Origin of the sequence: Lentzea sp. NBRC 105346, from assembly GCF_030269605.1 — a bacterium.
Lineage (GTDB): Bacteria > Actinomycetota > Actinomycetes > Mycobacteriales > Pseudonocardiaceae > Lentzea.
The window spans coordinates 66,413-90,892 of sequence record NZ_BSTQ01000016.1 but is presented as its reverse complement, the minus strand read 5'-3'; the positions used below and the strand labels follow the sequence as shown (position 1 = coordinate 90,892).

The 24,480-nt window shown below is 69.3% G+C and carries 24 protein-coding genes; 14 read left to right on the top strand and 10 right to left on the bottom strand.

Annotation, left to right across the window (positions count from 1 at the left end; genetic code table 11):
- Window positions 1-145 precede the first annotated feature (145 nt).
- Entirely contained in the window at window positions 146-3,082 is a 2,937-nt protein-coding gene (locus QSK35_RS30280) for an AfsR/SARP family transcriptional regulator (protein WP_285750977.1), read from the top strand.
- 18 nt (window positions 3,083-3,100) lie between these two features.
- Here the strand turns inward: QSK35_RS30280 and QSK35_RS30275 are convergent, their stop codons facing one another.
- Complete coding sequence (locus QSK35_RS30275; RefSeq protein ID WP_502881741.1) at window positions 3,101-3,895, bottom strand: phospholipid scramblase-related protein; 795 nt, start codon at window positions 3,893-3,895, stop codon at window positions 3,101-3,103.
- Between the two features lie 28 nt (window positions 3,896-3,923).
- Between QSK35_RS30275 and QSK35_RS30270 the strand changes: the two genes are divergently transcribed.
- Window positions 3,924-4,562: a TNT domain-containing protein gene (locus QSK35_RS30270; RefSeq protein ID WP_285750975.1), complete on the top strand. Its 639-nt coding sequence runs from the start codon at window positions 3,924-3,926 to the stop codon at window positions 4,560-4,562.
- On the opposite strand, the gene QSK35_RS30265 is transcribed toward QSK35_RS30270, so the two are convergent.
- From QSK35_RS30265 to QSK35_RS30250, 4 genes are all read right to left on the bottom strand, one after another.
- A complete protein-coding gene (locus tag QSK35_RS30265) occupies window positions 4,552-4,746 on the bottom strand; it encodes a ferredoxin (protein ID WP_285750974.1) in 195 nt (64 codons plus the stop codon). The two genes, QSK35_RS30270 and QSK35_RS30265, sit on opposite strands and share 11 nt — an antisense overlap.
- Complete coding sequence (locus QSK35_RS30260; protein WP_285750973.1) at window positions 4,743-5,945, bottom strand: cytochrome P450; 1,203 nt, start codon at window positions 5,943-5,945, stop codon at window positions 4,743-4,745. The genes QSK35_RS30265 and QSK35_RS30260 overlap by 4 nt, the downstream gene beginning before the upstream one ends.
- 19 nt (window positions 5,946-5,964) lie before the next feature.
- Entirely contained in the window at window positions 5,965-7,533 is a 1,569-nt protein-coding gene (locus QSK35_RS30255) for an ABC-F family ATP-binding cassette domain-containing protein (protein WP_285750972.1), read from the bottom strand.
- 100 nt (window positions 7,534-7,633) lie between these two features.
- Window positions 7,634-8,191: a TetR/AcrR family transcriptional regulator gene (locus tag QSK35_RS30250; RefSeq protein WP_285750971.1), complete on the bottom strand. Its 558-nt coding sequence runs from the start codon at window positions 8,189-8,191 to the stop codon at window positions 7,634-7,636.
- A gap of 136 nt (window positions 8,192-8,327) precedes the next feature.
- Between QSK35_RS30250 and QSK35_RS30245 the strand changes: the two genes are divergently transcribed.
- From QSK35_RS30245 to QSK35_RS30220, 6 genes are all read left to right on the top strand, one after another.
- Window positions 8,328-9,422, top strand: a complete 1,095-nt coding sequence (locus QSK35_RS30245) for an FAD-dependent monooxygenase (RefSeq protein ID WP_285750970.1) — start codon at window positions 8,328-8,330, stop codon at window positions 9,420-9,422.
- Between the two features lie 182 nt (window positions 9,423-9,604).
- Window positions 9,605-10,795, top strand: a complete 1,191-nt coding sequence (locus QSK35_RS30240; RefSeq protein WP_285750969.1) for a nitric oxide synthase oxygenase — start codon at window positions 9,605-9,607, stop codon at window positions 10,793-10,795.
- Window positions 10,796-10,807: 12 nt separating this feature from the next.
- Window positions 10,808-11,980 carry an APC family permease gene (locus tag QSK35_RS30235; protein WP_285750968.1) on the top strand — a complete coding sequence of 391 codons (1,173 nt, stop codon included), beginning with the start codon at window positions 10,808-10,810 and terminating at the stop codon, window positions 11,978-11,980.
- Window positions 11,981-11,998: 18 nt separating this feature from the next.
- Window positions 11,999-13,093 (top strand): NAD(P) transhydrogenase subunit alpha, encoded by a 1,095-nt coding sequence (locus QSK35_RS30230; protein WP_285750967.1) that lies wholly within the window; start codon window positions 11,999-12,001, stop codon window positions 13,091-13,093.
- Window positions 13,090-13,365 carry an NAD(P) transhydrogenase subunit alpha part 2 gene (locus QSK35_RS30225; protein WP_285750966.1) on the top strand — a complete coding sequence of 92 codons (276 nt, stop codon included), beginning with the start codon at window positions 13,090-13,092 and terminating at the stop codon, window positions 13,363-13,365. Before QSK35_RS30230 ends, QSK35_RS30225 begins: the two co-directional genes overlap by 4 nt.
- Entirely contained in the window at window positions 13,362-14,720 is a 1,359-nt protein-coding gene (locus QSK35_RS30220; RefSeq protein WP_285750965.1) for an NAD(P)(+) transhydrogenase (Re/Si-specific) subunit beta, read from the top strand. The genes QSK35_RS30225 and QSK35_RS30220 overlap by 4 nt, the downstream gene beginning before the upstream one ends.
- Here the strand turns inward: QSK35_RS30220 and QSK35_RS30215 are convergent.
- The 3 genes from QSK35_RS30215 to QSK35_RS30205 all read right to left on the bottom strand — a co-directional run bounded on the left by QSK35_RS30215 (window position 14,707) and on the right by QSK35_RS30205 (window position 18,505).
- Window positions 14,707-16,587 carry a diguanylate cyclase domain-containing protein gene (locus tag QSK35_RS30215; RefSeq protein ID WP_285750964.1) on the bottom strand — a complete coding sequence of 627 codons (1,881 nt, stop codon included), beginning with the start codon at window positions 16,585-16,587 and terminating at the stop codon, window positions 14,707-14,709. The two genes, QSK35_RS30220 and QSK35_RS30215, sit on opposite strands and share 14 nt — an antisense overlap.
- 65 nt (window positions 16,588-16,652) lie before the next feature.
- The gene (locus tag QSK35_RS30210; protein WP_285750963.1) at window positions 16,653-17,450 is read right to left on the bottom strand and encodes an SAM-dependent methyltransferase; all 798 of its coding nucleotides are present in this window, start codon (window positions 17,448-17,450) and stop codon (window positions 16,653-16,655) included.
- Between the two features lie 65 nt (window positions 17,451-17,515).
- Window positions 17,516-18,505, bottom strand: a complete 990-nt coding sequence (locus QSK35_RS30205; RefSeq protein WP_285750962.1) for an MFS transporter — start codon at window positions 18,503-18,505, stop codon at window positions 17,516-17,518.
- Window positions 18,506-18,561: 56 nt separating this feature from the next.
- Between QSK35_RS30205 and QSK35_RS30200 the strand changes: the two genes are divergently transcribed.
- From QSK35_RS30200 to crcB, 3 genes are read left to right on the top strand one after another with little or no spacing between them, the layout of a single operon-like run.
- The gene (locus tag QSK35_RS30200) at window positions 18,562-19,002 is read left to right on the top strand and encodes a MarR family winged helix-turn-helix transcriptional regulator (RefSeq protein WP_285750961.1); all 441 of its coding nucleotides are present in this window, start codon (window positions 18,562-18,564) and stop codon (window positions 19,000-19,002) included.
- A complete protein-coding gene (locus tag QSK35_RS30195; protein ID WP_285750960.1) occupies window positions 18,986-19,360 on the top strand; it encodes a fluoride efflux transporter FluC in 375 nt (124 codons plus the stop codon). The genes QSK35_RS30200 and QSK35_RS30195 overlap by 17 nt, the downstream gene beginning before the upstream one ends.
- Window positions 19,360-19,692 (top strand): fluoride efflux transporter CrcB, encoded by a 333-nt coding sequence (gene crcB, locus QSK35_RS30190; RefSeq protein WP_502881740.1) that lies wholly within the window; start codon window positions 19,360-19,362, stop codon window positions 19,690-19,692. Before QSK35_RS30195 ends, crcB begins: the two co-directional genes overlap by 1 nt.
- A gap of 86 nt (window positions 19,693-19,778) precedes the next feature.
- Here the strand turns inward: crcB and QSK35_RS30185 are convergent, their stop codons facing one another.
- Together QSK35_RS30185 and QSK35_RS30180 are read right to left on the bottom strand one after the other, a co-directional pair.
- Window positions 19,779-22,007 (bottom strand): HelD family protein, encoded by a 2,229-nt coding sequence (locus QSK35_RS30185; protein ID WP_285750957.1) that lies wholly within the window; start codon window positions 22,005-22,007, stop codon window positions 19,779-19,781.
- A gap of 105 nt (window positions 22,008-22,112) precedes the next feature.
- Window positions 22,113-22,541, bottom strand: coding sequence for a MarR family winged helix-turn-helix transcriptional regulator (locus QSK35_RS30180; RefSeq protein ID WP_285750955.1), 429 nt, complete (start codon window positions 22,539-22,541; stop codon window positions 22,113-22,115).
- A 146-nt stretch (window positions 22,542-22,687) separates the two neighbouring features.
- On the opposite strand from QSK35_RS30180, the gene QSK35_RS30175 reads away from it, so the two are divergent.
- The 3 genes from QSK35_RS30175 to QSK35_RS30165 are packed head-to-tail and all read left to right on the top strand — an operon-like array spanning window position 22,688 to window position 24,222.
- Complete coding sequence (locus QSK35_RS30175; protein ID WP_285750953.1) at window positions 22,688-23,287, top strand: hypothetical protein; 600 nt, start codon at window positions 22,688-22,690, stop codon at window positions 23,285-23,287.
- Between the two features lies 1 nt (window position 23,288).
- A complete protein-coding gene (locus QSK35_RS30170; protein WP_285750952.1) occupies window positions 23,289-23,522 on the top strand; it encodes a DUF6343 family protein in 234 nt (77 codons plus the stop codon).
- 58 nt (window positions 23,523-23,580) lie between these two features.
- Window positions 23,581-24,222 (top strand): TetR/AcrR family transcriptional regulator, encoded by a 642-nt coding sequence (locus QSK35_RS30165; RefSeq protein WP_285750951.1) that lies wholly within the window; start codon window positions 23,581-23,583, stop codon window positions 24,220-24,222.
- Window positions 24,223-24,480 lie beyond the last annotated feature (258 nt).

Below are 24,480 nucleotides of genomic sequence, written 5' to 3'. Positions count from 1 at the left end.
GCGGCGTGAAGCTGGGGGGCCCGTCCGCCGGCCCACTCATCGGCGCCCTGCGGTAGGCACCGGCCTTCGGCAGCATTCACGAGCGCTCTGACACTTCGCTGACAGTTGAGGGTTCAACTATTTAGGCCCGTGGTTAGATCGCGTCATGGGGCGTCGTTGGGAGTTCCGCGTACTCGGATCACTGCAGGTCCTGGACGCGGGCCGAGTGGTCGAGCTGCGTTCGGCCAAACAGCGGGTGCTGCTCGCGGCGTTGCTGATGCGGGCCAACACGCCCGTCCCCTCGGACGAGCTGATCGATCACCTGTGGGGTGAGGACGCCCCCGGCGCCGCGCGCGCGACGTTGCAGACCTACGCCATGCGCCTGCGCGGGTCGCTCGACGACCTCGCGGACCGGCAGATCGTGCGGACGTGGCCGACCGGCTACTCGATCCACGTCGAGGACGACCAGTTCGACCTGGCGCGGTTCCGCAACCTCCGCGCGGCGGCGAAGGAGGCGACCTCGCCGGAGGAGGAGTCCCGGCTGCTCGGCGAGGCGGTGGCGCTGTGGCGCGGACCGGCCCTGGACCAGGTGCCGTCGTACCGGCTGGAGCACGGCGACGCGGCCCGGTTGAACGAGCAGCGCCTGGAGACCCTCGAACGCCGCAACGACGTCGAGCTGCGCCTGGGCCGGCACGACCAGCTCGTCGACGAGCTGCGCGCGCTCGTCGCGCAACACCCGCTGCGCGAACGGTTCTGGTACCAGCTGATGCTGGCGTTGCACCGGGGCGGTCAGCAGGCGCAGGCGCTGGATGCCTTCCGGCGTGCCTCCGAGGTGCTCGCCGACGAGCTCGGCATCGACCCGAACGCCGACCTGCGCCGCCTGCACATGGAGGTGCTGGAGGGCTCGTCGAAGCCGATCGTGCTGACCGCGCCCGCGCCGGCCGGTCCGAGCTGGCTGCCGCCGGACGTGGCGGACTTCACCGGGCGTGCGCACGAGATATCGACCTTGGTGGAGGGTCTGCGCGCCGGTGGGACGTGGACGATCACCGGCCCCGGCGGAGTCGGGAAGACGTCGCTGGCCGTGCACGTCGCGCACGCCGTGCGGGACAGCTTCCCCGACGGCCAGCTGTATCTGAACCTGCGCGGCGGCGAGCAGCGCCCGGTGGAGCCCGCGGCCGCGCTGGACCGCGTGCTGCGCGGCCTGGGCGTGGCGGGCAACGCGATCCCGGCGTCGCTGGAGGACCGGATCGACCTGTACCGGGAACGCCTGGCGGACAGACGGGTGCTGGTCGTGCTGGACAACGCGGTCAACGAGGCCCAGGTCCGCCCGCTGCTGCCCGGCACGTCCGCGGGCGCCGCCCTGATCACGTCCCGCGCCGCGCTCGCCGGCCTGGAGGCCGCGCACCTGGTGCCGCTGGACGTGCTGCCCGCCGAGGACGCGCTGCAGCTGTTGTCCGCAGCCGTCGGCGACCCGCGGGTGACCGCGGAACCCGTTGCGGCCGAAGCGATCGCGGGCTACTGCGGCCGCCTGCCGCTGGCGCTGCGGGTGTGCGCGGCCCGGCTCGTGGCGCGCCCGCACTGGCAGCTGGCGAAGCTGGCGACCAGGTTGTCCGACGAACGCCGCCGGTTCGACGAGCTCGTCGTCGGCGACCTCGACGTGCGGGCCAGCCTGGCGTTGACCTACAACGGCCTGGATCCCGAGCTGCAGCGTGGTTTCGGCCTGCTGGCGATGCTCGACTTCCCGGACTTCCCCGCGTGGATGGCGGGCCCGCTGCTGGACCTCGACTCCGACGACGCCGAGGACCTGGTCGAGGCCTTGGTCGATGCCCGCCTGGTCGACTACGCGGGCCGCGACGCGATCGGCCAGGCCCGGTACCGCCTGCACGACCTGCTGCGCGCCTACGGCCGTGAGGTGGCCCGCGAATCCGGTGCCGCCCTGCACGCGTTGTTCACCGCTTTGCTGGACCTGGTGATGCGCGCGGACGTCGAGGTGCCGCACTCCGCGCTGCGCCTGGAACCCCTTGCGCTGGAACACTTCGAGGGCGATGCCATCGCGTGGTTCGACGCCGAGTGGCTCAACATCCAGTCGGCGATCACCCAGTGCGCCGCACTGGGGTTCGCCGACCTAGCCTGTGGCCTGGCGATCCGCTCGGGCGCGTTCTGCGACCTGCGCGCCCGGTTCGACGACTGGGCGGAGATCAACCAGACCGCGCTCGGCCTGGCCGAGGGCGGCACGCGCGCGATCCTGTTGCAACAACGGGGAATCCTGCGCGGCCGCCGCAACGAGTTCGCGCTGGCCCTGGAGGACTTCACCGCGGCACAGGCGGAGTTCGCCCGTGCCGGCGACCAGTGGGGTGAGGCCTACGCCTGGTACGGCCAGGGCTGGATGCACGAGTGGGGCGGCCGCGAGCCCCTCGCCCGCGCCGCGCACCGCGAGGCCATGGCCGGCTTCGTCGCCGCGGGCAACCCGCACGGCGAGATCGAGGTGCTCTGTTCACTGGGCGCCATCGAACGCCGCGCCGGCGGTCTGACCTCGGCCCAGGAGTACCTGAACCGGGCCCGCGGCCTCGCGCAGCAGTTGGGGGACGAGGCTTCGGAGCTGTCCGCGACCCTGGAACTCGGGCGGCTGCACCAGTTCACCGGCGAGCTCGACCAGTCGGCGGACTTCCTGCGGGCCTCCCTGGCCGCCGCCGAGAAGCTGGGCGACCCGGACATGGCGGCCAACATCCGGCTGTTCCTCGCCGACACGCTGATCCGGTCGGGGCAGGATTCCCTTGCGGTGGAACAGCTCCTGGTGGCGTCCACGTTCTTCGACGAGCAGGACGACCGGGTCGGCAAGGTCTGGGTGTGGCGGCTGTCGTCGCAACTGGAGGCGTCGGCCGACGAGGCCCTGCGGCTGGCCTCGCTGGCGTTGGAGCTCTCCGGCGAGCTGAACCTGCCACCCGAGCTCGGCCGGTCGTTGCGCTGCATGGGCGACGCGCTGGCGCGGGCCGGGCGCGGCGACGAGGCGCGGGCGCACTGGCTGGAGGCCGAGGACGTGCTCGGGTCGGCCGGGTTTCACGCCGAGGCCGAGGAGCTGCGGGCTTCCCTAGGGGTGTCCTGAGGGTGCCCTTCAGGACACTTACCCCTTCACCTGCCCGAGCACGGTGTCCACGGTGACCCCGGACGCGACTACCATGCTGAGCAACGGATCCTGCAGCGGCCGGTGCAACTGCACGACGTAGTTGTCCGCGGTGGTGAACAAGGCCTTCCCGAACCCCTGCCAAGTCTTGGTGATCCGCCCGACCTCCTGGTCGGCGTGATCACGGATGGAGAAGTCCCACGCCCGCAGGTTCTCCGCGAGGATGGCGCCGACCTTGTAGCCGCCGGCCACGAACGCGAACCGCACCTTGCCCCAGACGTTCTCCTGCTGGATCTCGCCGATCGGCATGCCGTCACCGCGTTCGACGAGCACCTTGGACTTCCACATCGTCGAGGGGCGGGTGAGCCGCAGCACCGGCACCCCGCGCAGGTCGCGCACCTCGAGCTTCACGTCGAGCATCGAGTCGAGGTTCGTCAGCGCGCGCAACGCCTTCGTGGCGCCGTTCTGGCCGATCTGGGCGACCGAGCCGATCTGTCGGGCGTGCTGGTCGTAGACGACGTACTCGTTCGTCATCTCCATCAGCTTGGCCTTCTGGTTGACGACGAGCACGGGCTCGCTGAACAGCGTGCCGCCGCCACCCGCGACGGGCTGCTGCACGCCCGCGCGTTGCACCTGCTGCTGGACCTGGCCCTGACCGGTGCCGCCGACCTGCATCTCCAAACCGGACTGGCGTGGCTGCGTGTGCGGGGTCCACTGGAAGCCGTCCCACCACCGCACGAGCCGCGGGTCGGCCTGATCCGGGTACCAGCCCGGCGCGACGTTCATGCTGTGCAGCGTAGGGAAGATCCGCCAAGATGGCAGGATGTTCGCAGGCAAACGGTTACTGCTGGCTGTCTTCGTCTCGGTCATCGGTCTGCTCGGTGGCGTAACCCCGGCCCTCGCGTCCGCACCGGCTCTGTGCGATGGCGCCTACCAGAACGACTCGAGGCTGGGGCCGAACAACCTGCCCCGCCCCTATCAACGACCGGTCGGCCCGATCCTCGCGGGCTACCACCGGTTCGGCCACCTCGACGCGGCCGCGTTCCTGGCCAAGTGGTGGGACAACGGCTGGAAGTACCCGCCGCAGGACGGCTACAAGCTGGACCACCGGGGCGAGCCCATCAAGTGGGTGATCGAACTGAAGCCGGGTCAGGATCTGGACCGTTTCGGCAGCGAGTTCGGCGCCTTCCTCGCGCCGGAGGGCTCGCCGTACGCGAGCCGGTCCATTCCGCCGCAGAGCCTGAACACGTTCGATCCCGCGTACCGCTGCAACTACCACTCGTACGAGGTCAAGAAGGCCTTCAAAGTGTGGGAAGGCCCGATCGCACCGTGGTTCGAGCAGCGCGGCAACGGACTGCAGGAGAAGCTGGACCGCGCCCTGGTACCCGGTGACGGCCCGCTCAACGTGAGCTGGCTGATCGCCAACGGGTACCTGGCGCGGAACCAGACCCTCAGTCCGTGACCGTGATCGCCCCCGCGGGGCACAGGCCGGCGGCTTCCTTCGCCGTGGCCTCGTGCTCCGCGGACGGGTTGGGCTCGAGGAGGACGACGGTGCCGTCCTCCTCGCTCTGATCGAACAGCTCCGGGTCCGTCAGAACGCACATGCCGGAGCCGCAACAGCGAGTCTGGTCGACCGAAATCCTCATACCGACCACGCTACTGGTAGCGAGTGCACTCCGTAGATGGACATGTTCGTTCGCATCGGAACTTCCGACGCCGGCACGTCGAGCCGCAGGTCGGGGAACTCGCGGAACAGTGCCGTGAACCCGACTCGCATCTCGATACGCGCCAGCTGCTGGCCCAGGCACTGGTGGATGCCGTGCCCGAACGTGACGTGCCCCGTCGCCGGCCGCAGGATGTCCAGCCGGTCCGGGTCCTGGAACTTCTCCGGGTCCCGGTTCGCGGTGGGCAGGTGCAGCGACAGCGTGTCGCCCGCCTTGATCTGGTGACCCTGGAACTCGAAGTCCACCAGCGCGGTGCGGATCGTGCCGAAGTGCACGATCGTCAGGTACCGCAACAGTTCCTCGACCGCGTTGTCGATCAGCGACGGGTCGTTCTTCAGCAGCTCGAGCTGATCGGGGTGCTGCAGCAGCGTGAACGTCCCCAGCCCCAGCATGTTCGCGGTCGTCTCGTGCCCGGCGACCAGCAGCAGGAAGCCCATGTTCTTGACTTCCTCGTCGGTCGCCTCGCCCGCCGCGAGCAGGCCGCTGAGCATGTCCTCGCCCGGCTCGACCTTCTTGCGCGCGACCAGTTCGCCGACGTAGTCAACGACCCGTTGGCTGGCGTCCATCATCTCCTGGAAGCCGTGCTCGAAGTTCAGCATCTTCGCGGTGTCGTCCTGGAACCGGTTGCGCTCCTCGTAGGGCACACCGAGCAGCTCGCAGATCACCAGCGACGGCACCGGCAGCGCGAACTCCTCCACCAGGTCGACCGGCGAACCCTTCGCCCGCATGGACTTCAGCTGCTCGTCGACGATCTGCGCGATCCACGCCGCCAGCTGGTTCATCCGCCGCACCGTGAACTGGCCGGTGAGCATCCGGCGCAGCCGCGTGTGGTCCGGCGCGTCCTGGCCGAGGAACATCCCCGGCTCGGCGGCCCGGCGCTCCGGGATGTCGCCGTTCGGCAACGCCATCAGCGGATGGTGTTTTTCCGACCGGGTGCTCAGCCGGTTGTCCGCCATCAACGCCCTCACCTCGGCGTGGCCGGTGATCAGCCAGCCGAGGTGCCCGTCGGCCATCCTCATCCGGCTGACGTGCGCCTGCTCGCGGATCTTGTGCAGCTCAGTGGGTGGATCCAACGGCGTTTCACGTTTCAGTGGCAGCCCTGTGGTGACCAGTTCGGTCATGTCGCACACCTCCCAGTGCTCAGCGACCTGCTTTCGAAGCTACAGAAGTTTCACGACACTGTGAAGGAAGTTTTGTGCGCAGCGTCCGCCAGCCGGCACATTCCGTGCGAAACCAACGGTCGTGCGTCGCCACGACGACCGCGGCCGCGGTCGCGTGCAGCGCCTCGGTCAGCTCGTCGACGAGCGTGATCGACAGGTGGTTCGTCGGTTCGTCGAGCAGCAGCACGTCCGGTCGCGCGATCAGCAGACACGCCAGCGAAAGCCTCCTTCGCTGACCAGTCGACAGCACCGCGACGGGCTTTTCGAGGTCTTTTCCGCTCAGCAGACCGAGTTCCGCCGCGAGCGGACACACGTCACCCGCTCGGGTGGTCTCGTCGTCGAACGACGATTCCTGTGCCAGCAAACCGATCCGGCCGTGGTGGTGCACCGCCCCTTCGGCCGGCGCGACCAGCCCGGCGAGCACGTTCAGCGCGGTCGACTTGCCGGAACCGTTGGGGCCCACCACGAGCAGCCGGTCACCCGCGGACAGCGCGAGCGGCTCGGCCCAGTCGACCCGCCCCGGCACGACGAACGGTGTCGCGCTGAGCAGATCGCCTTCGGCTCGCAGGTCTGGCGGCGCGAACCGCAGCGGCGGCGGTGGCGGTGGCACCCGGCGTTCGCCGAGCTCCGCGAGCCGGCGGGCGACGTTGCGCACCTTGCTGGGAGCGCGCGTCGACCGCTTGTGCTTGAACGCCCCCTTGGGCGGACGCCACCCGTCGACCAGCCGCGACTTCGCCTTCTCGACCTGCTCCTCCAGCCGGTCGTGCTCGTCGTTCTCCTGCTGAAACCGCTGTTCCCAGCGCGCCCGTTCGGCCTTCTTGGCCGCCTTGAACGCCGTGTACCCGCCACCGTGCAGGCGCGGTTCGCCGTCCGCGGTGGGGTCGAGGTCGAGCACGGCCGTGCACACGTCGTCGAGCAACGCGCGGTCGTGGCTCACCAGCACCACCACGCCGGGGTGCTCGGCGAGCCGATCCGCCAGGTACCTCAAGGCGTTCTCGTCGAGGTGATTGGTCGGTTCGTCGAGCAACAGCACGTCCGCGCGTTCGGCGAGCAGGCACGCCAGCCGCACGCGGTAGCGTTGCCCCACCGACAGCTCGTCCAGCCGTCGCGCGCGATCGTGTTGCGCGTCAAGGCTTTTCAACGCCATATCGGCGCGCCTTTCCGCGTCCCACGCCTCGATCGCCTCGGCGTGTGCCAGTGCCTCGGTGAAGCGCTGCTCGTCCTCGGTGATCGTTGTCGCCGCTTCATCCAGTTCGGACAGTGCTTCGCGGGCGGGTTTCAGTGCTTCGTCGAGCAGGTCGCCGACCGTGCCGGTGGCGGCCATTTCTTGGGTGACAAGGCAAACGCTGCCGTGCCTGGTGACGGTGCCGTGGTCGGGCGGGAGGTCACCGGCGAGCAGCCGGAGCAACGTGGTCTTGCCGCGACCGTTCTCGCCGATCACGCCGAGCCGCTGACCGGCGCCGACGGTGAGCGTCACGCCGCTGAGCACGGGCGCGGTGTCGTATCCCTTGGTGAGATCTTCGGTCGTCAAATGAACGTGGGTACGCATGGGAGTCCCCTGGGCATGGGTGAACTAGGACGTGTGCTGTGGTCACGTCCTGCTCAGAGGTAGAAGACCCCGTACCCGAATCCCATGCGTCCGACGCTACTCAGAGCCGCAACGCCTTTTCCACGGCGGACTTCAGGTCGGGCAGCGGCTGCGTCGAGCCCGCGCCCACCAGGTTGTAGAAGAGCAGGCCCTCCAGGAACGCCACGAGGTGCGCGCCATCGCGCTTCGGATCCGTGGAACCGAGGGCCTGCACGAGCTGTTCGGCGCGTTCCCGCGGCGCCACGCCGTGCACGAGGATGTCGCGCAGCTCGGTGTGGTGCGTGGCTTCGAGCATGCACGCGTACCGGGCGAGTGTCCGTTCGCGACCCGTGGTGAGCCAGGCTTCGAGCACGTGGGCGATGCTGCCCGCGAGATCGGCCGGGTCCAGTTCGAGCTCGGCTTGTTCGACTTCGGCGAGGCGGCGGACCAGGCCTTCGATCAACGCCTTGCGGGTGCGGAAGTACGCCGAGGTCGTGCCCTGGGGGAGTCCGGCCTGTGCGTCGACCGCGCGGTGGGTGAGGCCGCGCATCCCTTTCGTGGCCACGAGGTGAATGGCCGCGTCGGCGAGTGCCGCCACGCGCCCGGTCATCGGGGGCCGCCGCTCCAGGCGCTCCGTCACTGTTGCCCTCCCGCTCGCGCGTCATCGGGATCGTGAGTGGTTTCCGTCGTCATAGCGACGGAAACCACTCACGCCCTTGCCCTTCCGTTCTACAGCTGTAGTATGAACCTCTCTACACCTGTAGAAGGAGGCGGGCGTGAAAGCGATCGTGATCGGCGGCGGACTCGGTGGTCTCGCGGCGGCCGTCGCGCTGCGCAAGGTCGGCTGGGACGTCGACGTGCTGGAGCGCGCGCCGGAGTTCGGCGAGGTCGGAGCCGGTATCGGCATGATGCCCAACGCCCTGCGCGCGCTCGACGAGCTCGGCCTCGGCGCCGAGGTGCGCCGGCTCGGCACGCCTCGCGTCGCCGGCGGCATCCGGGCGGCCGACGGCCGCTGGCTCGCCAAGCTGCCGGCCGTCGGGCAGGAGGAGATCGTCGCGATCCACCGGGCGGACCTGCACCGCACGCTGCTCGAAGCGCTGCCGGCGAAGTGCCTGCACAACAACGTCAAGGCGACCTTGCAGGATGGCGTCGACGCCGACCTGGTCGTCGCGGCGGACGGCATCCGCAGCGGGATCCGCGCCCAGCTGTTCCCGCACTTCCCGGAACCGGTCTACGCCGGGGCGACCGCGTGGCGCGGCGTTGCGCCGGGCCCGTTCGAAGACCTGGAGATCGCCCAGACCCTCGGCCCCGGCGGCGAATGTGGTGTGCTGCCGCTCGGCGACGGGCGGGTCTGCTGGTACGTCTCGACCGTCGCGCCGCCCAACGCCGACCTCGACCCGTTCGAGCTCTTCGAGAAGTGGCACGACCCGATTCCGCGGCTGATGGCGGCAACGGAGAACATCCTGCGGCACGACATTTTCGAACTGGCGGCTCCATTGCCTACTTATGTTCGGGGCAAAGTCGCGTTGCTCGGCGACGCGGCGCACGCGATGACGCCGTACCTGGGGCAGGGCGCGTGCATGGCACTGGAGGACGCGGTGGTGCTCGCGTCCTGTGTGGCGGATGACGAACTACCGTCCGCATTGGCCCGTTATGACCAGGCACGACGTCCGCGCACGCAGCGAATCGCCCGCGCCGCAAGGCAGATCGGGCGGTTCGGGCTGGAGCTGCGCAACCCGGTCGCCGTCGGGATGCGGGATTTCGTGTTCCGCGCACTGCCGTCGAACATCGCTCTGCGCGGAATGACTCGGTTCAGTGCCTGGCAGGCGCCACGACTTCACCCGATCGGGTCGAATCCATCGGTGACGTGACTCACTGATCAACGGGCGGTCTCGGCGCGATAACGGTTCAACACCACCCTTTTTCGCGGGACTCGTCACCCCTTTGCACTATCAAGTACCTACCCAATGCATCGGACGCGCTTCAGAGATCGTTTTGGGCTAACCGAACAGGCGGTTCCAGCTCCACGAATGTGCAATTACGGTGTCCCGCCATGGCCCCCGTCCCGAGCTCCCCGACTGTTGTGATGTCCCTGTCCGCTTCCCTTGTCGAGCACTCGATCACGGAGACCCCGAACGAAGCCGAGTTCGACATCGCGGAAGCGGAGGACTTCGTACGCCAACACCACGCCGAAGCTGTGCAAGTTGGATTTGGCGACATCGGCAAGGTGGAAGCCCGACTCGCCGAGGTGCACGCGGAGATCGCCGCGACCGGCACCTACCGGCACACCACGGCCGAACTCACCTACGGCGCCAGGGTCGCGTGGCGCAACAGCGCCCGCTGCATCGGCCGGTTGTACTGGCGCAGCCTGAAAGTGCGCGACCTGCGTGAGGTGAGCGAGCCCACCGAGGTCGCCAAGGAGTGCGTCGAGCACCTGCGGCTCGCCACGAACGGCGGCAAGATCCGGCCGGTCATCAGCATCTTCGCCCCGGAGGAGCCGGGTTCGCCCGCGCCGCTCATCCGCAACGAGCAGATCATCCGCTACGCCGCGTACCGCGGATCCGACGGCGGCATCATGGGCGACGCGCGCAACCTCGCGCTCACCGAGCTCGCCGTGCAGCGCGGCTGGGAGCCGCCCGCCCACCGCGGTCCGTTCGACGTGCTGCCGTTGATGGTGGAGCACAACGGAAAGACGTGCCTGGTCGACGTCCCCGAGGACGCCGTGCTGGAGGTCCCGCTGTCCCACCCCGAGCTCGACTGGCTCGAACGTCTCGGCGTGAAGTGGCACGCCGTGCCCGCGATCAGCAACATGCGCCTGCGCATCGGCGGCATCGACTACCCGTCGGCGCCGTTCAACGGCTGGTACATGGGCACCGAGATCGGTGCGCGCAACCTGGCCGACCACGACCGCTACGACCTGTTGCCCTACATCGGGAAACGGATGGGCCTCGACACGTCGTCGGAGACGACGCTGTGGCGCGACCGGGCGCTCGTCGAGCTGAACCGGGCGGTGCTGCACTCGTTCCAGCAGGCGAACGTGACGATCACCGACCACCACACCGAGTCGCAGCGCTTCCTCACGCACCTCAAGAAGGAGGAGGCGGCGGGCCGCACCTGCCCGGCCGACTGGTCGTGGATCGTGCCGCCCGTGTCCGGCGGCATCACGCCCGTCTACCACCGGTACTACGACACCGAAGAGCTGCTGCCGAACTTCTTCCCGTCGAGCTGCCCGGTGAAGCACTGACAAGATGTCCGCGTGGAACTCACGCGCAGGCTCGGTCTGACCGACGCGGTCGTCATCGGGCTCGGCTCGATGATCGGCGCCGGGGTGTTCGCGGTGTTCGGACCGGCGGCCGCGGCCGCCGGATCGGGACTGCTCGTGGCGCTCGTGATCGCCGGGCTCGTGGCGTACTGCAACGCGATGTCGTCGGCCTGGCTGGCGGCGCGCTACCCGGAGTCCGGCGGCACCTACGTCTACGGACGCGAACGCCTCGGCCCGTTCTGGGGTTACCTGGCCGGCTGGGGGTTCGTCGTCGGCAAGACGGCGAGCTGCGCGGCGATGGCGCTGACGTTCGGCGCGTACGCCGGGTACCCGAAGCTCTTCGCGGTCGCCGGCGTCGTCGCACTGACCACTCTGAACCTGTTCGGAGTGCAGAAGTCCGTACTGCTGACGAAGATCATCGTGACGATCACGTTGCTGGGCCTGGGAACCGTGGTCGCGGTCGCCCCGCACGACGCCGACTTCGGCGCGATCAAGGCCGGCGGCGTGCTGCAGGCGGCCGGACTGATCTTCTTCGCGTTCGCCGGGTACGCGCGCATCGCGACGCTCGGTGAGGAGGTCCGCGATCCGGAACGCACGATCCCGCGGGCGATCCCGCTCGCGCTCGGCATCGTGCTCGCCGTCTACGCGGTCGTCGCGTTCACCGCGCTGAGCGCTGTGGGCGCGGACGTGCTCGCCTCCTCGAGCGCTCCGCTCGTCAGCGTGGCACCGCAGCTCGCCGCGGTGATCCGGGTGTCCGCGTGCCTGGCCGCGCTCGGCTCGTTGCTCGGGCTGATCCTGGGCGTGTCGCGGACCGTGCTCGCGATGGCCCGCGACCGCCATCTGCCGCCAGTGCTCGCGCGTGTGCACGCCGGGGTGCCGCGACACGCCGAGCTCGCGGTCGGACTTGTCGTCATCGCTCTCGTGCTGCTGGTGGACCTGCGCGGCGCGATCGGGTTCTCGTCGTTCTGCGTCCTCACCTACTACGCCGTCGCGAACGCGAGCGCCTGGTCACTGGGTAAACGGGTCGTCCCGGCGTTCGGTCTGGCGGGCTGTGTGGTGCTCGCGTTCAGCCTGCCGATCGCGTCGGTCATCGGCGGTGTCGTGGTGCTCGCGCTGGGTACCGCCGCCTGGTTCACGCGGAAAGTACTGTGGTCCAGGTCACGGTGATCCCGTAACGTCTGTCCTGTGAGAGTGGGAACACCCGCAGAGTCGCGGCCCGCCGAGCGTCGCGTCGCCTGTGTACCGGAAACCGTTCCGCCGCTGGTGGAAGCGGGACTCACCGTGCTCGTCCAGGAAGGTGCGGGACGCCACGCGCACGCGGTCGACGCCGCCTACCGCGCGGCCGGAGCGACCGTCACACCGGACGATCCCGTCGGTGATGTCAACGTCGTCATCAGCGTCCAGCCGTTAACCCTTGACCAAGCCCGAAGACTGCGGCCCGGCGACATCACGGTCAGCTTCCTGCCCCTGGCGGAACGCGAGCTGATCGAGATCTATGCCGAACGCGGCGTCACGTCGTTCAGCTTCGACCTCCTCCCGCGCGTCACCCGAGCGCAGAGCGCGGACGCCCTGTCGTCGCAGGCGCTCGTCTCCGGCTACCGCGCCGCGCTGGTCGCCGCGGAACGCCTGCCGCGCTTCCTGCCGATGTTCACGACGGCCGCGGGCACGGTCCCGCCCGCCAAGGCCCTGGTGCTCGGCGCCGGTGTGGCCGGCCTGCAGGCCATCGCGACCGCGCGCCGGCTCGGTGCCGTCGTCGAGGCATACGACGTGCGCGCCGCCGCGGCCGAGGAGGTCCGCAGCCTCGGCGCCAAGTTCCTGGAGCTCGACCTGGAGAAGCAGGACGGCGTCTACGCGTCCGTGCAGTCCGAGGAGTTCCTGGAACGCCAACGGGATCTGATCGGTGAACACGTCGCCGCGTCCGACATCGTGATCACCACGGCGGCCGTTCCCGGCCGCAAGGCGCCGGTGCTCGTCACCACCGACATGCTGAAGGCGATGGCTCCCGGCTCGGTCGTCGTCGACCTGGCCGCGGAGTCCGGCGGCAACGTCATGGGCTCGGCGCCGGGCGAGGACGTCTGGATCGGCGACGTGCTGGTGCACGGCGCGCTCAACATGCCGTCCGGCATGCCGGTGCACGCCAGCAAGCTGTACGCGCGCAACGTGGTCAACCTGTTGAAGCTGATGATGGTCGACGGCGCCGTGCTGGTGAACCTCGAGGACGAGGTGCTCGCCGGGTGCTGTCTCACCCACGACGGCGTGGTGCGCAGGGAGCTGCCATGATCGACCTGCTGACGATCTTCGTGCTGGCCGTCTTCGTGGGCTTCGAGGTCGTGTCGAAGGTGTCCACGATCCTGCACACGCCCCTGATGTCCGGCGCGAACGCGATCCACGGCGTGATCCTGGTCGGCGCCATCCTGATCACCGGCCACGCCACGTCCGGGCTGGAGCTGGTGCTCGGGCTGCTCGCCGTCTTCCTCGCCACCGTGAACGTGGTCGGCGGCTTCGTGGTGACCGACCGGATGCTCGAGATGTTCAAGGGGCACAAGCGATGACGGTCCAGCTGATCTACCTGGTCGCGGCCCTCTGCTTCATCCTCGCGCTGAAGGGCCTGTCCACCCCGCGGTACGCGCGGGCGGGCAACCTGCTCGGCGCCGCCGGGATGGCGGTCGCGGTCGTCACGGCGTTCGTGCACGGTGTTGAGCACAATGGACTGTTGATCGTGGTCGCGATCGTGCTCGGGGTGGCCGTGGGCATTCCGGCCGCGCGGTCGGTGAAGATGACCGCGATCCCGCAGATGGTGGCCCTGTTCAACGGTGTCGGTGGCGCCGCGGCCGCGCTGGTCGCGTTCACCGAGTTCCTGGGCGTAACGGAGCCAGATGTTCTGTTCCGGATCGCGACCGTGCTCACCGTGCTGATCGGCTCGGTGTCGTTCTCCGGCAGCGTGGTGACGTTCCTGAAGCTGCAGGAGCTCATGACGTCCCGCCCGGTCGTGCTGCCGTTCGGGCAGATCCTGTCGATCGGTGTCGCGGCCGTGTCCGTGGTGCTGGCCGTCGCGGTTTCCGTTGTGCCGTCGGGGTTTCTGCTGGTGCTGCTCGCGCTGGCCGGCCTCGCGTTCGGTGTGCTGTTCGTGCTCCCGGTGGGCGGCGCGGACGTCCCGATCGCGATCTCGCTGCTGAACGCCTTCACCGGTCTCGCGGTCGCCGCCTCGGGCTACGTCCTGGCCAACACCCTGCTGATCGTGGCGGGCACGCTCGTCGGCGCGTCCGGCACCATCCTGACCCGGCTGATGGCGCAGGCCATGGGCCGGCCGCTGGCGAACATCCTGTTCGGCGCCTTCACCGCCGTCGCCGCGACTGCCGCGTCGGGCGAGCAGCGCACCGTGCGCGCCGGCACGGTCGAGGACGTTGCGATCCTGCTGGGGTACGCGCACAACGTCGTCGTCGTACCCGGCTACGGCCTCGCCGTCGCGCAGGCCCAGCACGCCGCGCGGGAGCTGGTGGCGCAGCTGGAGGGACGAGGGGTGTCCGTGTCGTACGGCATCCACCCGGTGGCCGGGCGGATGCCGGGGCACATGAACGTGCTGCTCGCCGAGGCCGATGTGCCGTACGACCAGCTCAAGGAGCTCGACGACATCAACCCTGGCATCACGTCGGTGGACGTCGCGCTGGTCGTCGGCGCCAACGACGTGGTGAACCCCGGTGCGCGCGACGAGCCCTCGTCGCCGATCTACGGGATGCCGATCTTCGACGTGGACCGGGCCAAGTCCGTGGTGTTCATGAAGCGGTCGATGCGGCCGGGGTTCGCGGGCGTGGACAACACGTTGCTCTACAACCCGAAGACCACGCTGCTGTTCGGCGACGCCAAGGACTCGCTCACCAAGCTGCTGGCGGCCGTCAAACAGCTCTGAGGCAGGCGGCGTCGGCGCCCGCGGCGGCCCACCAGTCGGCGTCCGCGGCGGAGGCCACATCGTCGACGACGACCTTGGCGCCGAGCGCGTGCACGGCGGTCACCATGTCGCGGATGGCCTTGTGCAGCACGGAATCCGGTGCGGGAACCGGTGCCCGCACGAGCACCGCGCGCACCGGCAGCTCGGCGAGCAGCTCGAGGTGGTCGTACCCGCCGCGGAACCCGTCGAGCCCGGTGGCGATCCCGCTGTCGGCGAGCACCTGCACGTTGTCGTCGCCGGCTACGACGGACCCGATGTTCAGTGCGACCCGCAACCGGGAGGGCGGCAGGCCGGTCTCGTCGAGGGTGCGTTTGACGTGACCGACGAGGTCCTCGTCCCGTGACTGCAGCGCGCTCAGCGTCACGTGCAGCATCGGGGCGTCCGGGTGCTCGGCGGCGTACCGGCACGCCTCGCGGAGCAGCCACTGGCCGATGGGCAGCGAGAGGCCCGTTTCCTCCGCCAGGGCAAGGGTTTGCGCGTGGTGCAGCGTGCCCCAGCGCAGCCGCGCGTGCAGGCCGAGCGGGGAGCGGGTGGCCAGGTTCAGCACGGGTTCGTACGCGATCTCCAGCTCACCGCTCTCGACCGCACCGGGCATCGCGGCGGCCAGGGAGTGGTGGTCACGGCGCAGGGCGTCGGCGTGCGCGTCGTACAGCGCCCACTGGCGTTTGCCGCGGGCTTTGGCCTCGCGCAGCGCCGAGTTGGCCGCGCGCAGCAGCTCGGGGATGGGCGTGCCCAGTGCGGGCCGGTCGACCACGCCGATGCTGGCGGACAGCGCGATGCCGTGTCCGTCCACAAAGGTCGGCTCGGTGAGCTCCTCCTGGATCAGCGCCACCATCTCCGGCACGTTGCCCGCCGGGCTCACGATGGCGAACTCGTCACCGCCGATGCGGGCGAGCACGGCGCCGGCGGGGACGACGTTGTTCAACCGGCGGGCGACCTCGCGCAGGAGCTTGTCACCCGCGTCGTGTCCCAGACCGTTGTTGACCACGGCGAACGAGTCGAGATCCAGGTGGTACAAGGTGATCGGGCCGCGCAGGTGCAGCTTCTCCAGTTGCGTCACGAAGCGCTGGCGGTTCGACAGGCCGGTCAGCAGGTCGTGCAGCAGCTGGTGGTCGAGGTTCTTCTGCAACAGGTGCAGCTCGCTGATGTCCTCGATCATCGTGACGTGGTGCGCCGGCACGCCGTCCGCGTCGTGCAGCAGCGAGCCCGCCAGGTAGACCCACACGGGTTCGCCGTCGTGGCGGATCAGCTTGCGCTGCTCCCGGAACCGGTCGACGAGGCCCTCCCGGACCTTGCGGTAGGCGAGGTGCAGGTGTTGCGCGTCGGCCGGGTGGAAGAAGTCGAAGAGCGACCGGCCGACCAGGGAGCCGTGGCCGACGATCTCGGCGAGCGTGTCGTTGGCCTCGACGCAGATGCCGGAGAAGTCGGTGATCGCGATGCCCAGCGCGGACGACGTGAACACCTCGCGAAACCGCGCCTCACTGACCTTCAGCGTGCGTTCCGCGTGGCGCTTCGACGCGAGCAGGGCCAGCTTGATCTGTTCCTGCTGGTCGAACGCGTCCTGCCGCATCGCGAACGCGTAGCACGAGCTCAGGTTCGCCAGCAGCTCCGGGCCGAACACCGGCAGGAGCAGATCGATGGTGCGCCGCAACGACTCCGGGCCCACGACGTGCGCCTCGACAAGCCTGCGTGCCACCGTCTCCGGATCTTTGGGCAGCAGGTCGAGCAGTTCGCGCAACAGCGCCTCGAGCTCGGCAGGCGAGAGCGGGACGTACGCGGTGGCGGAGATCGCGCGCGCCCAGGCCTTGGCCAGATCGTCGTGTTGCATTCTGGTTACACAGCGTACGTCCCGGACGCCGCGTGGCCTAGCCGGACGGACCGGACGAGACGGACCTACCGCTTGCGGCCGACCGCCGCGAAGATGCCCGCCTTCGCGGGGTCGTCGTCGTTGGGGCCTTCGGGGCGCCACAACGGCAACGGCACGACACCCGGTTCCACGATGTCGAAGCCCGAGAACAGGCCCGAGATCTCCGCCTTCGTGCGCGGGTACATCGGGTTCATGCTCTTCTTCATGACCTCGACGATCCCGGCCATCTCCTCGGGCTGCAGGTCCTGGGTGAACTGGGAGAACGCCAGGTAGCTGCCCGGTGCGACGGCGTCCCGGTACGCGGCGATCACCCGCGCGGGGTCGCGTTCCGGGGAGACGAAGTGGAAGACGCCGACGGTGAGCACGCCGACCGGCTGGGAGAAGTCGATCAACCCGCTCTTGCGGGCCGCCTCCAGCACGGCCTCCGGCTCGGTCATGTCCTCCTGGATGATCGTCGCGCGGTCGTCGTGCTCCAGGATCAGCCTGCTGTGCGCGACCGCGACGTCCTCGAAGTCCACATAGACGACCCGCGCGTCCGGATCGGCCTTCTGTGCGATCTCGTGCACGTTGCCGACCGTCGGGATGCCCGACCCCAGGTCGAGGAACTGGCGGATCCCGTTGTCGATCAGGAACAGCACCGCGCGACGCAGGAACGCCCGGTTGAGCCGCGCGATCGTGCGCGCGTTCGGTTGTGCCTTCAGGAACTTCTCGGCGAGTGCCCGGTCGGCGGCGAAGTTGTGCCCGCCGCCCAGCAAGTAGTCGTACAGCCTCGCGGCGCTCGGCAGACCGGTGTCGACACCTTCGGGCACCCAGCTCAAAGTCATGCCAGCAGGCTACTGAGCGGGTGCACGCGTGCGGCAGGGGATGGGCCCGATCGGCGCAACAACGCTCACTGAAAGGAGTGAACGAGTAACGACGCCACCGCCACACCCGCCGCCGTGCCGATGCCACGGGCCATGTTCACCAGGCCACTGCCGATGCCGGCGTTGCCCGACGGAATCCGCGCCATGACGGCTTTGCTGCTCGCCGGCACGACGATGCCGAGGCCGATACCCAGCGTCAGCAACGAGACCGCCGGCGGCAGTGCGGTGAACAGTGACAGTCCGCCCACTGTGGACACGGCGATACCGGTCGACCTTGACATTTTCGGCAGCAGTGTCGCGGCCAGCGCGAACCCGGCCGGGAGCACGGCGACCAGCAAACCGATCCGTGTCAACGGTTCCCGCAGGGTCGACGGCAGCACCACCATCGGTGCGAACATCACCGCGTAGGCGACGAGCACACCCACCAGCCCGGTGATCACCCGCGCGTCGCGCAACGGCGTGAGCTCGACCCGGCCGTCACCCTTGGTGTCCGGCAACAGGAACCATCCGGCGACGATCGCCACGATGCCGACCGGCACATTGATCGCGAACACCGCGGACCAGCCGTACCGGTCCACCAGCACCCCGCCGAGCAACGGCCCGAGCGCCAGCCCGAGTGCCTGCGCCCCGGCCTGCACGCCGAGGGCCTGGCGCATCCGTTCCCGCGGCACGTTCGTCACGATCAGCGCAACGCTGTTGGCCTGCAGCATCGCCGCCCCGACCGCCTGCACTACCCGCGCGGCGACCAGCCACTCCAGCGCCGGCGCCGCGCAGCAGGCCAGCGACGCGCCCGCGAACACGGCGAACCCGCCGAGGTAGACGGCCTTGCGCCCGACCTTGTCCGCGAAGCCGCCGATGGGCACGAGCAGCGCCACCAGCGTGATCAGGTACGCGAGCGACACCCACTCGACGCTCTGCCCGGCGTTGAAGCGCGCCCCGATCGCGGGGTACGCCAGCGGCACGATGCTCGCGTCGAGCTGTCCCATGAATGCGCCGAACAGGACCGTCAGATTCATCGTGCCCAGATTATATCTGACACCGAGGTACTTTCCGAGATCAGTAGAGTTGTCGCATGTCAGACGAGGCCCGCACGCTCACCGACGTCGTCACCAGGCTGCGCCGCGCGCTGCGGACGAGCATCCGCAGCGACTGGCCGTGGGAGTCGTTGCCGATGGCGCAGGTAGAGCTGTTGCAGACGCTGGCCGAACGGCCGCCGATGAAGGTCGGTGAGCTGGCCGCGGAGCTGCGCCTGGCGCCCAACACGGTGTCCGGGCTGATCAGCCAGCTGATCGAGTCAGGCCTCGTGATCAGGGGCGGCGACCCCAAGGACCGCCGGGTCGCCCGCTTGTCCGTCTCATCCCGTGGACACGAACAGCTCGCCGTGTGGCAGAAGGAACACGAGAAGCGCATCGGCTCGGCGTTGAGCAAGCTCGAGCCGTCCGAACGCGACGACGTCGTCCGCGCGCTGAAGGCCCTCGATCACCTGGTCGACCACCTTGCAGATCCCTCCTGACGACGCGATCGACCCGGATGTCGATCTTCATGTCCCCGCTCAACGCACCGAGCTGTCCCTCGGACTTGTCGCGCTGGTCTCGCTCGGCGGCGGGCTCGGGGCGCTGGCGCGGTACCTGCTGTCGGCCGGTCCGTGGTCGATCTTCGGGATCAACGTCGCCGGGTCGTTCCTGATCGGCGCGCTGATGGCGTCCGCTCCTTCCCCACGGGTGCGCGCGTTCCTCGGCACCGGTGTTCTGGGCGGCTTCACCACGTTCTCCGCCTACGCCCTCGACCTCTCGTGGCTGCTGGTGCTCACCCCGGTGTGCGCGTTCACGGCCGCCTACCTCGGACAGCGGGTGGTGCTGTGGAAGCGCTGATGGTCTTTCTTGGGGCGGCTTTGGGTGCGCCGGCGCGGTACCTGACCGACCGGTACGTGCAGTCGCGGCACACGTCCGACTTCCCGTGGGGCACGTTGACCGTCAACGTCGCCGGGTGCTTCCTGCTGGGGCTGCTCGCCGGGGCGAGCAGCACCTGGATGCCGTTGCTGGGCACGGGTTTCTGCGGCGGGCTCACCACGTACAGCACGTTCGGCTACGAGACCGTGCGGCTCCTGGAGCGCCGCGAGTTCCGGTTCGGACTGCTGAACGTCGTGGTGAGCATCGCCCTCGGCGTCGGCGCGGCCCGCCTGGGCTACCTGCTGGCCGCGTAGCCCCGCCCGCGCTCACGCGGGCGTCCACCCGCCTGGGGGACCCCCGGCTTTAATTCTCCCAGGCGGGTCTGACAATTCCGGGGCCGTCAGCCCTTGAGCCGCGCCAGCACGTCCGGCAGGTCATCCGCGTGCACGACGCCGAGCCGTTGCGTGGCACGGGTGAGCGCCACGTACAGGTCGTTGGCCCCACGCGGCGACTCGGCCAGAATCCCGGCCGGGTCCACGACCACCACGGCGTCGAACTCCAGCCCCTTCGCGTCGGTCACCCCGAGCACGACGGTCTGCGCCTCCTCCAGGTCGTTGCCCATCGACGACCCCGGCACCGCGGCCACCACTGCGGCACCCAGAGCGGAGAGCTCCGCGGCGGGCACGATGACCGCGACCTTGCCCGCGCCGACCGCGGCCACCTCGTCGGCGATCAGCGCGGGCAGCTCGGCGGCGTAGGACGCCACCTGCGCAACCCACGGCGCGACACCGGTTTCCCGCACCGACGTCGGCGGCACCAGGTCCGGGTCCACCGACGCGAGCACGTCCGCTGCGACCTCCATGATCTCCGCCGGCGTGCGGTAGTTGACCGTCAGCTCGGTGCGGCGCCAGCGGTTCATCACGTACGGCGACAGCACCTCGTCCCACGACGTCGCGCCGCCGATGTCGCCGGTCTGCGCGATGTCGCCGACCACGGTCATGGACTTGCTGGGGCAGCGGCGCATCAGCGTGCGCCACGCCATCGCCGAGAGCTCCTGCGCCTCGTCGACGATGATGTGCCCGAACGTCCAGGTGCGGTCGGCGGCCGCGCGCTCGGCGGCCGTCTCGTAGCGGTCCACGCCGTGGCGTTCGGCCAGGCGGTAGGCGTCCATCAGGTCGGTCGCCATCAGGATCTCGGGGTCGGCGTCGTCCTCGAGGTCGAGGATGTCCAGCACACCCTGCGCGTACTCGATGGCCTGCCGCCGCTGCCGTTCCGCGCGGGCCTTGGCCTCGGTGTCGTCCTCACCGAGCAGCTCCGCGGCCTCGTCGAGCAGGGGTACGTCGGCCGGGGTCCAGGGCGCGCCGGGGGAACGCTGCATCAGTGCGCGTTCCTCCTTGGTGAACTTGGACATCGCGCGGTTGAGGCGCTTCGGGTTCGAGTACAGCTCGGTGAGCAGCGCCTGCGGCGTGAGCACCGGCCACAGCTGCTCGATCGCCGCCTGCACCTCGGGCGACTCGCGCAGCTCGCGCCGGATGTCGTCGACGTCGGCCTTGTCCAGCAGATGCCGGCCGAGCCGCGACACGACCTGGCCGGCGAGCGTCGAGATGACCTCGCGGGCGAACGTGCGGCGCGCCTCGTTGTGCGCGCGCCTGGTCCGGCGGGCCCGGCCGCGCGCGTCGCTGATCGCCCGCCGGTCGAGCTTCAGCACGTCCTGGTCGAACGGGATCTCGACGAGCGGCGGCGCCTCCTGGCGGTCGCGCACCGCGGCCGCGACGACGTCGGCCATCTGGATGCGGCCCTTCAACGCCGCGACCTCGCTCGGCTCCTTGCCCGTGGCGTTCAGTCCGGGGAACAGCTCGCCCACAGTGGACAGCAGGACACCGGTTTCCCCCAGCGACGGCAACACCTGGCTGATGTAGCGCAGGAACGTCGAGTTCGGACCGACCACCAGCACGCCGCGCTTCGCGAGCTGGCGGCGGTGCGTGTAGAGAAGGTAGGCCGCGCGGTGCAGTGCCACCGCGGTCTTGCCGGTGCCGGGACCGCCCTGCACGACGACGACCCCGTTGAGCTCGGACCGGATGATCACGTCCTGCTCGGCCTGGATCGTCGCGACGATGTCGCTCATCTGACCGGTGCGCGTGGCGTTCAACGCGGCGAGCAGCGTCGCCTCACCGGTCAGCCCCTCGTTGCGGCCGAGGTCCGCCGAGTTGATGTCCAGCACCTCGTCGTCGAGCCCGACGACCTTCCGCTGCTTCGTGCGGATGTGCCTGCGCCGGCGCACGCCGTCGGGTGACGCGGCGGTCGCGAGGTAGAACGGCCTGGCGGCGGGTGCGCGCCAGTCCATCAACAGCGGCTCGTATTCCTTGTCCTCGTCGAACAGGCCGATCCGGCCGATGTAGAAGCGGTCACCGTTGTGGAAATCGAGCCGGCCGAACGCGAGGCCGTTCTCCACCGCGCTGTACTGAGCCAATTGGTCCGTGTACATCGCGACGGAGGTGTCCCGCTCCGACCGCATCTGCGGCGTGCCGCCGCTCTGCCGGAGGGATTGGGCGAGGCGTTTCGAAGTCTGCTCGCGGAGGTCGTCCAGCCGGCCGTACAACATGGCCACGTATTCCTGCTCCGGTTCCATTTCGGAGATCCGGAGGTCATCGGAGGGGCTTGACAACGTGCCTCATTTCTCGATACGGTGTTCTATCAGGTTTTTGTTCCTGATTCTTACGCGTGTGCAGACTGTCTAATCTACACGCAAATCCTCGCGATGCAGATACGCCTTCAGCAGTAGTGTGCGCAGATCGTCACGTTCACGGTCCGTGAGTGGCGCCAGCAGCTCGGCTTCCTGCTGCTCAGCGGTGTCGAACCGGTGCGACAGCGCCCGCCTGCCGTGTGAGGTCAGCTCGACGGAGTAGCGCCGCCGGTCCCGTTCGTCCCTTTTGCGATCGACGTACCCGTGGTCCTGCAGGTCGTCGAGCAGCGTCACGAGGTCACTGGCGTCGATCCGCAGCCGGTCGCTGATCTTTTTCTGCGCGACCGGCCCGAGATCGGCGACGCACGCGAGCACGGCGAGATGCGGAACGCGCAGGTGACCGGTGGTGAGCCGGCGGGCTTCCTTCACGAGCTGGAGCATCAGGTAACTGGGTAGCCGCAGTAGCCGATCGATGCTCATGTGAAGAGCATAGGAAAAGGTCCCACGATCCGATGTCGCAACTGTCTAGCACTCAGTGTGATGTCGATACGACCGATAGTGGTTTTCTGTGCTGGCCGGCGGGTGATGCCGGTTCCCGCCGGGCCCACGCACGGCAGGCTGGAGCCATGACACGTGCGGAGCTCGTCCGCCTGTGCCGCTGTGCCGTGCGCAGGCCGCGCTGGCAGCTCGTTCTCGCCGCACTCCTCTCCGTCTGGACGCTCGCCTGGGTCCTCGGGCAGCTCGGGCGCGAGCCGCTGAGCCCGTTGGACCTGGTCGCGTGGACCGGCATCCCGCTGGAGGCGGCCTCGTCGTGGGCCCGCGACCGCGCCGACGTGCTGATCTGGTGCGCCACGCTCGGCGGCCTGAGCTGGGCCGCGACCACCGAACGCGCGCAGCTGCCCGCCCTGGCCGGCTGGCTGGCGGTGCTGGTGGCGGGCGAAGCCGCCGGCTACGAACCGGCCGTGCACCGGGCGATGCTCAGCATGGGCGTGTTCCTGCTGGTCCTGGCGCTGGTGTCGGTGACCGGGCGGCGTGCCTTCGTGGTCGACCGCATCGCCGTGATGCCGCGCGACGTGCTGCGCGCCGGCGTCACCGCGGCCGTGCTGACCGCCATCGTGCCGCTGCTGGCGCCCGGTCTGGCGGTAACGCGCCTGGTCCGCCCATACGTCACCAAGCCGCCGCGGCTGCGCCGGGTTGAACCGCCGCCGCTGCGGGAAACCGGGTGACGTGCCTTCCGGAGACCCAGCGGGCTACCTGCCCCCGCCCGCTCCGCCGCGCAGCGCGTTGACGCTGCGGTTGTGGCTCGCCGGATTCGGCGTCGTGTTCAACTCCGTCGCGGGAGTGCTCGCGGCTCGAGCCGGCCTCTGGTGGCTGGCGATTGTGCTGTGGGTTCTCGTCGTGGTTTGCGTCGTGGACTTCGCTTGGGTGGTCCACCGAAAGCGCCGCGGCGATCCCGGTTGATGAAACCTGTCGGCAACCTGTGCTGGGCATACCGGTCCGTATACATAAAGATGTTCATGTGCATGAAGACCCGGCTAGGGGCAGGTTAGCCAGGGTGATGCGTCGACAGCCGGTGCAACAACGGGGCGCGGCTACAGTCACCGCGATCCTGGACGCTTGTGCGAGCCTGCTGAACGACTACGACTACGACGACATCACCACCGCGCGCATCGTCGATGTTGCCGGTGTGCCCATTGGCTCCTTCTACCAATACTTTCCCGACAAACGCTCGGTCGTGCACGCACTCGCGTTGCGCGGCATGGAGTCCTACCTCAACGAGGTGGAGGAGCTCTTCGCCAACGGTCTGGTCGCGGACAACTGGCGGGACGCGATGGCCCAGACCGTCGGCATCTACCTGCGCATGCTCGCCGAGGTGCCGGGGTTCGGGCGGGTGCGGTTCAGCGACATGCTGGACAGTCATCGGCTCGATTCGAGCGTCGATCAGTACGAGCTGATGGCTGAGCGGTTGGCCGAGATGTTCGTCGAGCGGTTCGGCGTGCATGGGTCTGGGCCGGTCATGCTGACGTTCCGGATTGCGGTGCATTCCGCGGATGCGCTGTTCAAGTTGGCTGAGCGCGTGGATGCGGCGGAGCGGGCTCACGTGCTGGGGACGGCTGACGACATACTGTCTCGGCTGCTCGGCAGCATCCTGGATCCCTGACGCGGCTGGTTCCGTGGTGGCTTGGTTCCTGACGCCCTGGATCCCGGTGCTGTGATCTCAGGGCTCTGGTCCGCTCGGTTCTGGTCCGCTCGGTTCTGGTCCGCTGGGGTCTGGTCCGCTGGGGTCTGGATTTCCGATCTTGTCGGGGGTCTGTGCTTGGGTATGTGTAAGGGGTGCTCCGGTCGGGGGACCCCTTGGGGGCGTGGCCTGGCTGCCGGTTTCGTGCGTGGTCGGCCTCTTCTCAGCTGCCGGTTTGTG

Bases quoted from the DNA above. Each gene is read 5' to 3' on its own strand.
- QSK35_RS30265 (WP_285750974.1), bottom strand. From the start codon at position 4,746: ATGAGGATTTCGGTCGACCAGACTCGCTGTTGCGGCTCCGGCATGTGC.
- QSK35_RS30185 (WP_285750957.1), bottom strand. From the start codon at position 22,007: ATGGAACCGGAGCAGGAATACGTGGCCATGTTGTACGGCCGGCTGGAC.
- QSK35_RS30260 (WP_285750973.1), bottom strand. From the start codon at position 5,945: ATGACCGAACTGGTCACCACAGGGCTGCCACTGAAACGTGAAACGCCG.
- QSK35_RS30180 (WP_285750955.1), bottom strand. From the start codon at position 22,541: ATGAGCATCGATCGGCTACTGCGGCTACCCAGTTACCTGATGCTCCAG.
- QSK35_RS30280 (WP_285750977.1), top strand. From the start codon at position 146: ATGGGGCGTCGTTGGGAGTTCCGCGTACTCGGATCACTGCAGGTCCTG.
- QSK35_RS30175 (WP_285750953.1), top strand. From the start codon at position 22,688: ATGACACGTGCGGAGCTCGTCCGCCTGTGCCGCTGTGCCGTGCGCAGG.
- QSK35_RS30215 (WP_285750964.1), bottom strand. From the start codon at position 16,587: ATGCAACACGACGATCTGGCCAAGGCCTGGGCGCGCGCGATCTCCGCC.
- QSK35_RS30225 (WP_285750966.1), top strand. From the start codon at position 13,090: ATGATCGACCTGCTGACGATCTTCGTGCTGGCCGTCTTCGTGGGCTTC.
- QSK35_RS30220 (WP_285750965.1), top strand. From the start codon at position 13,362: ATGACGGTCCAGCTGATCTACCTGGTCGCGGCCCTCTGCTTCATCCTC.
- QSK35_RS30255 (WP_285750972.1), bottom strand. From the start codon at position 7,533: ATGCGTACCCACGTTCATTTGACGACCGAAGATCTCACCAAGGGATAC.
- crcB (WP_502881740.1), top strand. From the start codon at position 19,360: ATGGTCTTTCTTGGGGCGGCTTTGGGTGCGCCGGCGCGGTACCTGACC.
- QSK35_RS30270 (WP_285750975.1), top strand. From the start codon at position 3,924: ATGTTCGCAGGCAAACGGTTACTGCTGGCTGTCTTCGTCTCGGTCATC.
- QSK35_RS30205 (WP_285750962.1), bottom strand. From the start codon at position 18,505: ATGAATCTGACGGTCCTGTTCGGCGCATTCATGGGACAGCTCGACGCG.
- QSK35_RS30210 (WP_285750963.1), bottom strand. From the start codon at position 17,450: ATGACTTTGAGCTGGGTGCCCGAAGGTGTCGACACCGGTCTGCCGAGC.
- QSK35_RS30240 (WP_285750969.1), top strand. From the start codon at position 9,605: ATGGCCCCCGTCCCGAGCTCCCCGACTGTTGTGATGTCCCTGTCCGCT.
- QSK35_RS30200 (WP_285750961.1), top strand. From the start codon at position 18,562: ATGTCAGACGAGGCCCGCACGCTCACCGACGTCGTCACCAGGCTGCGC.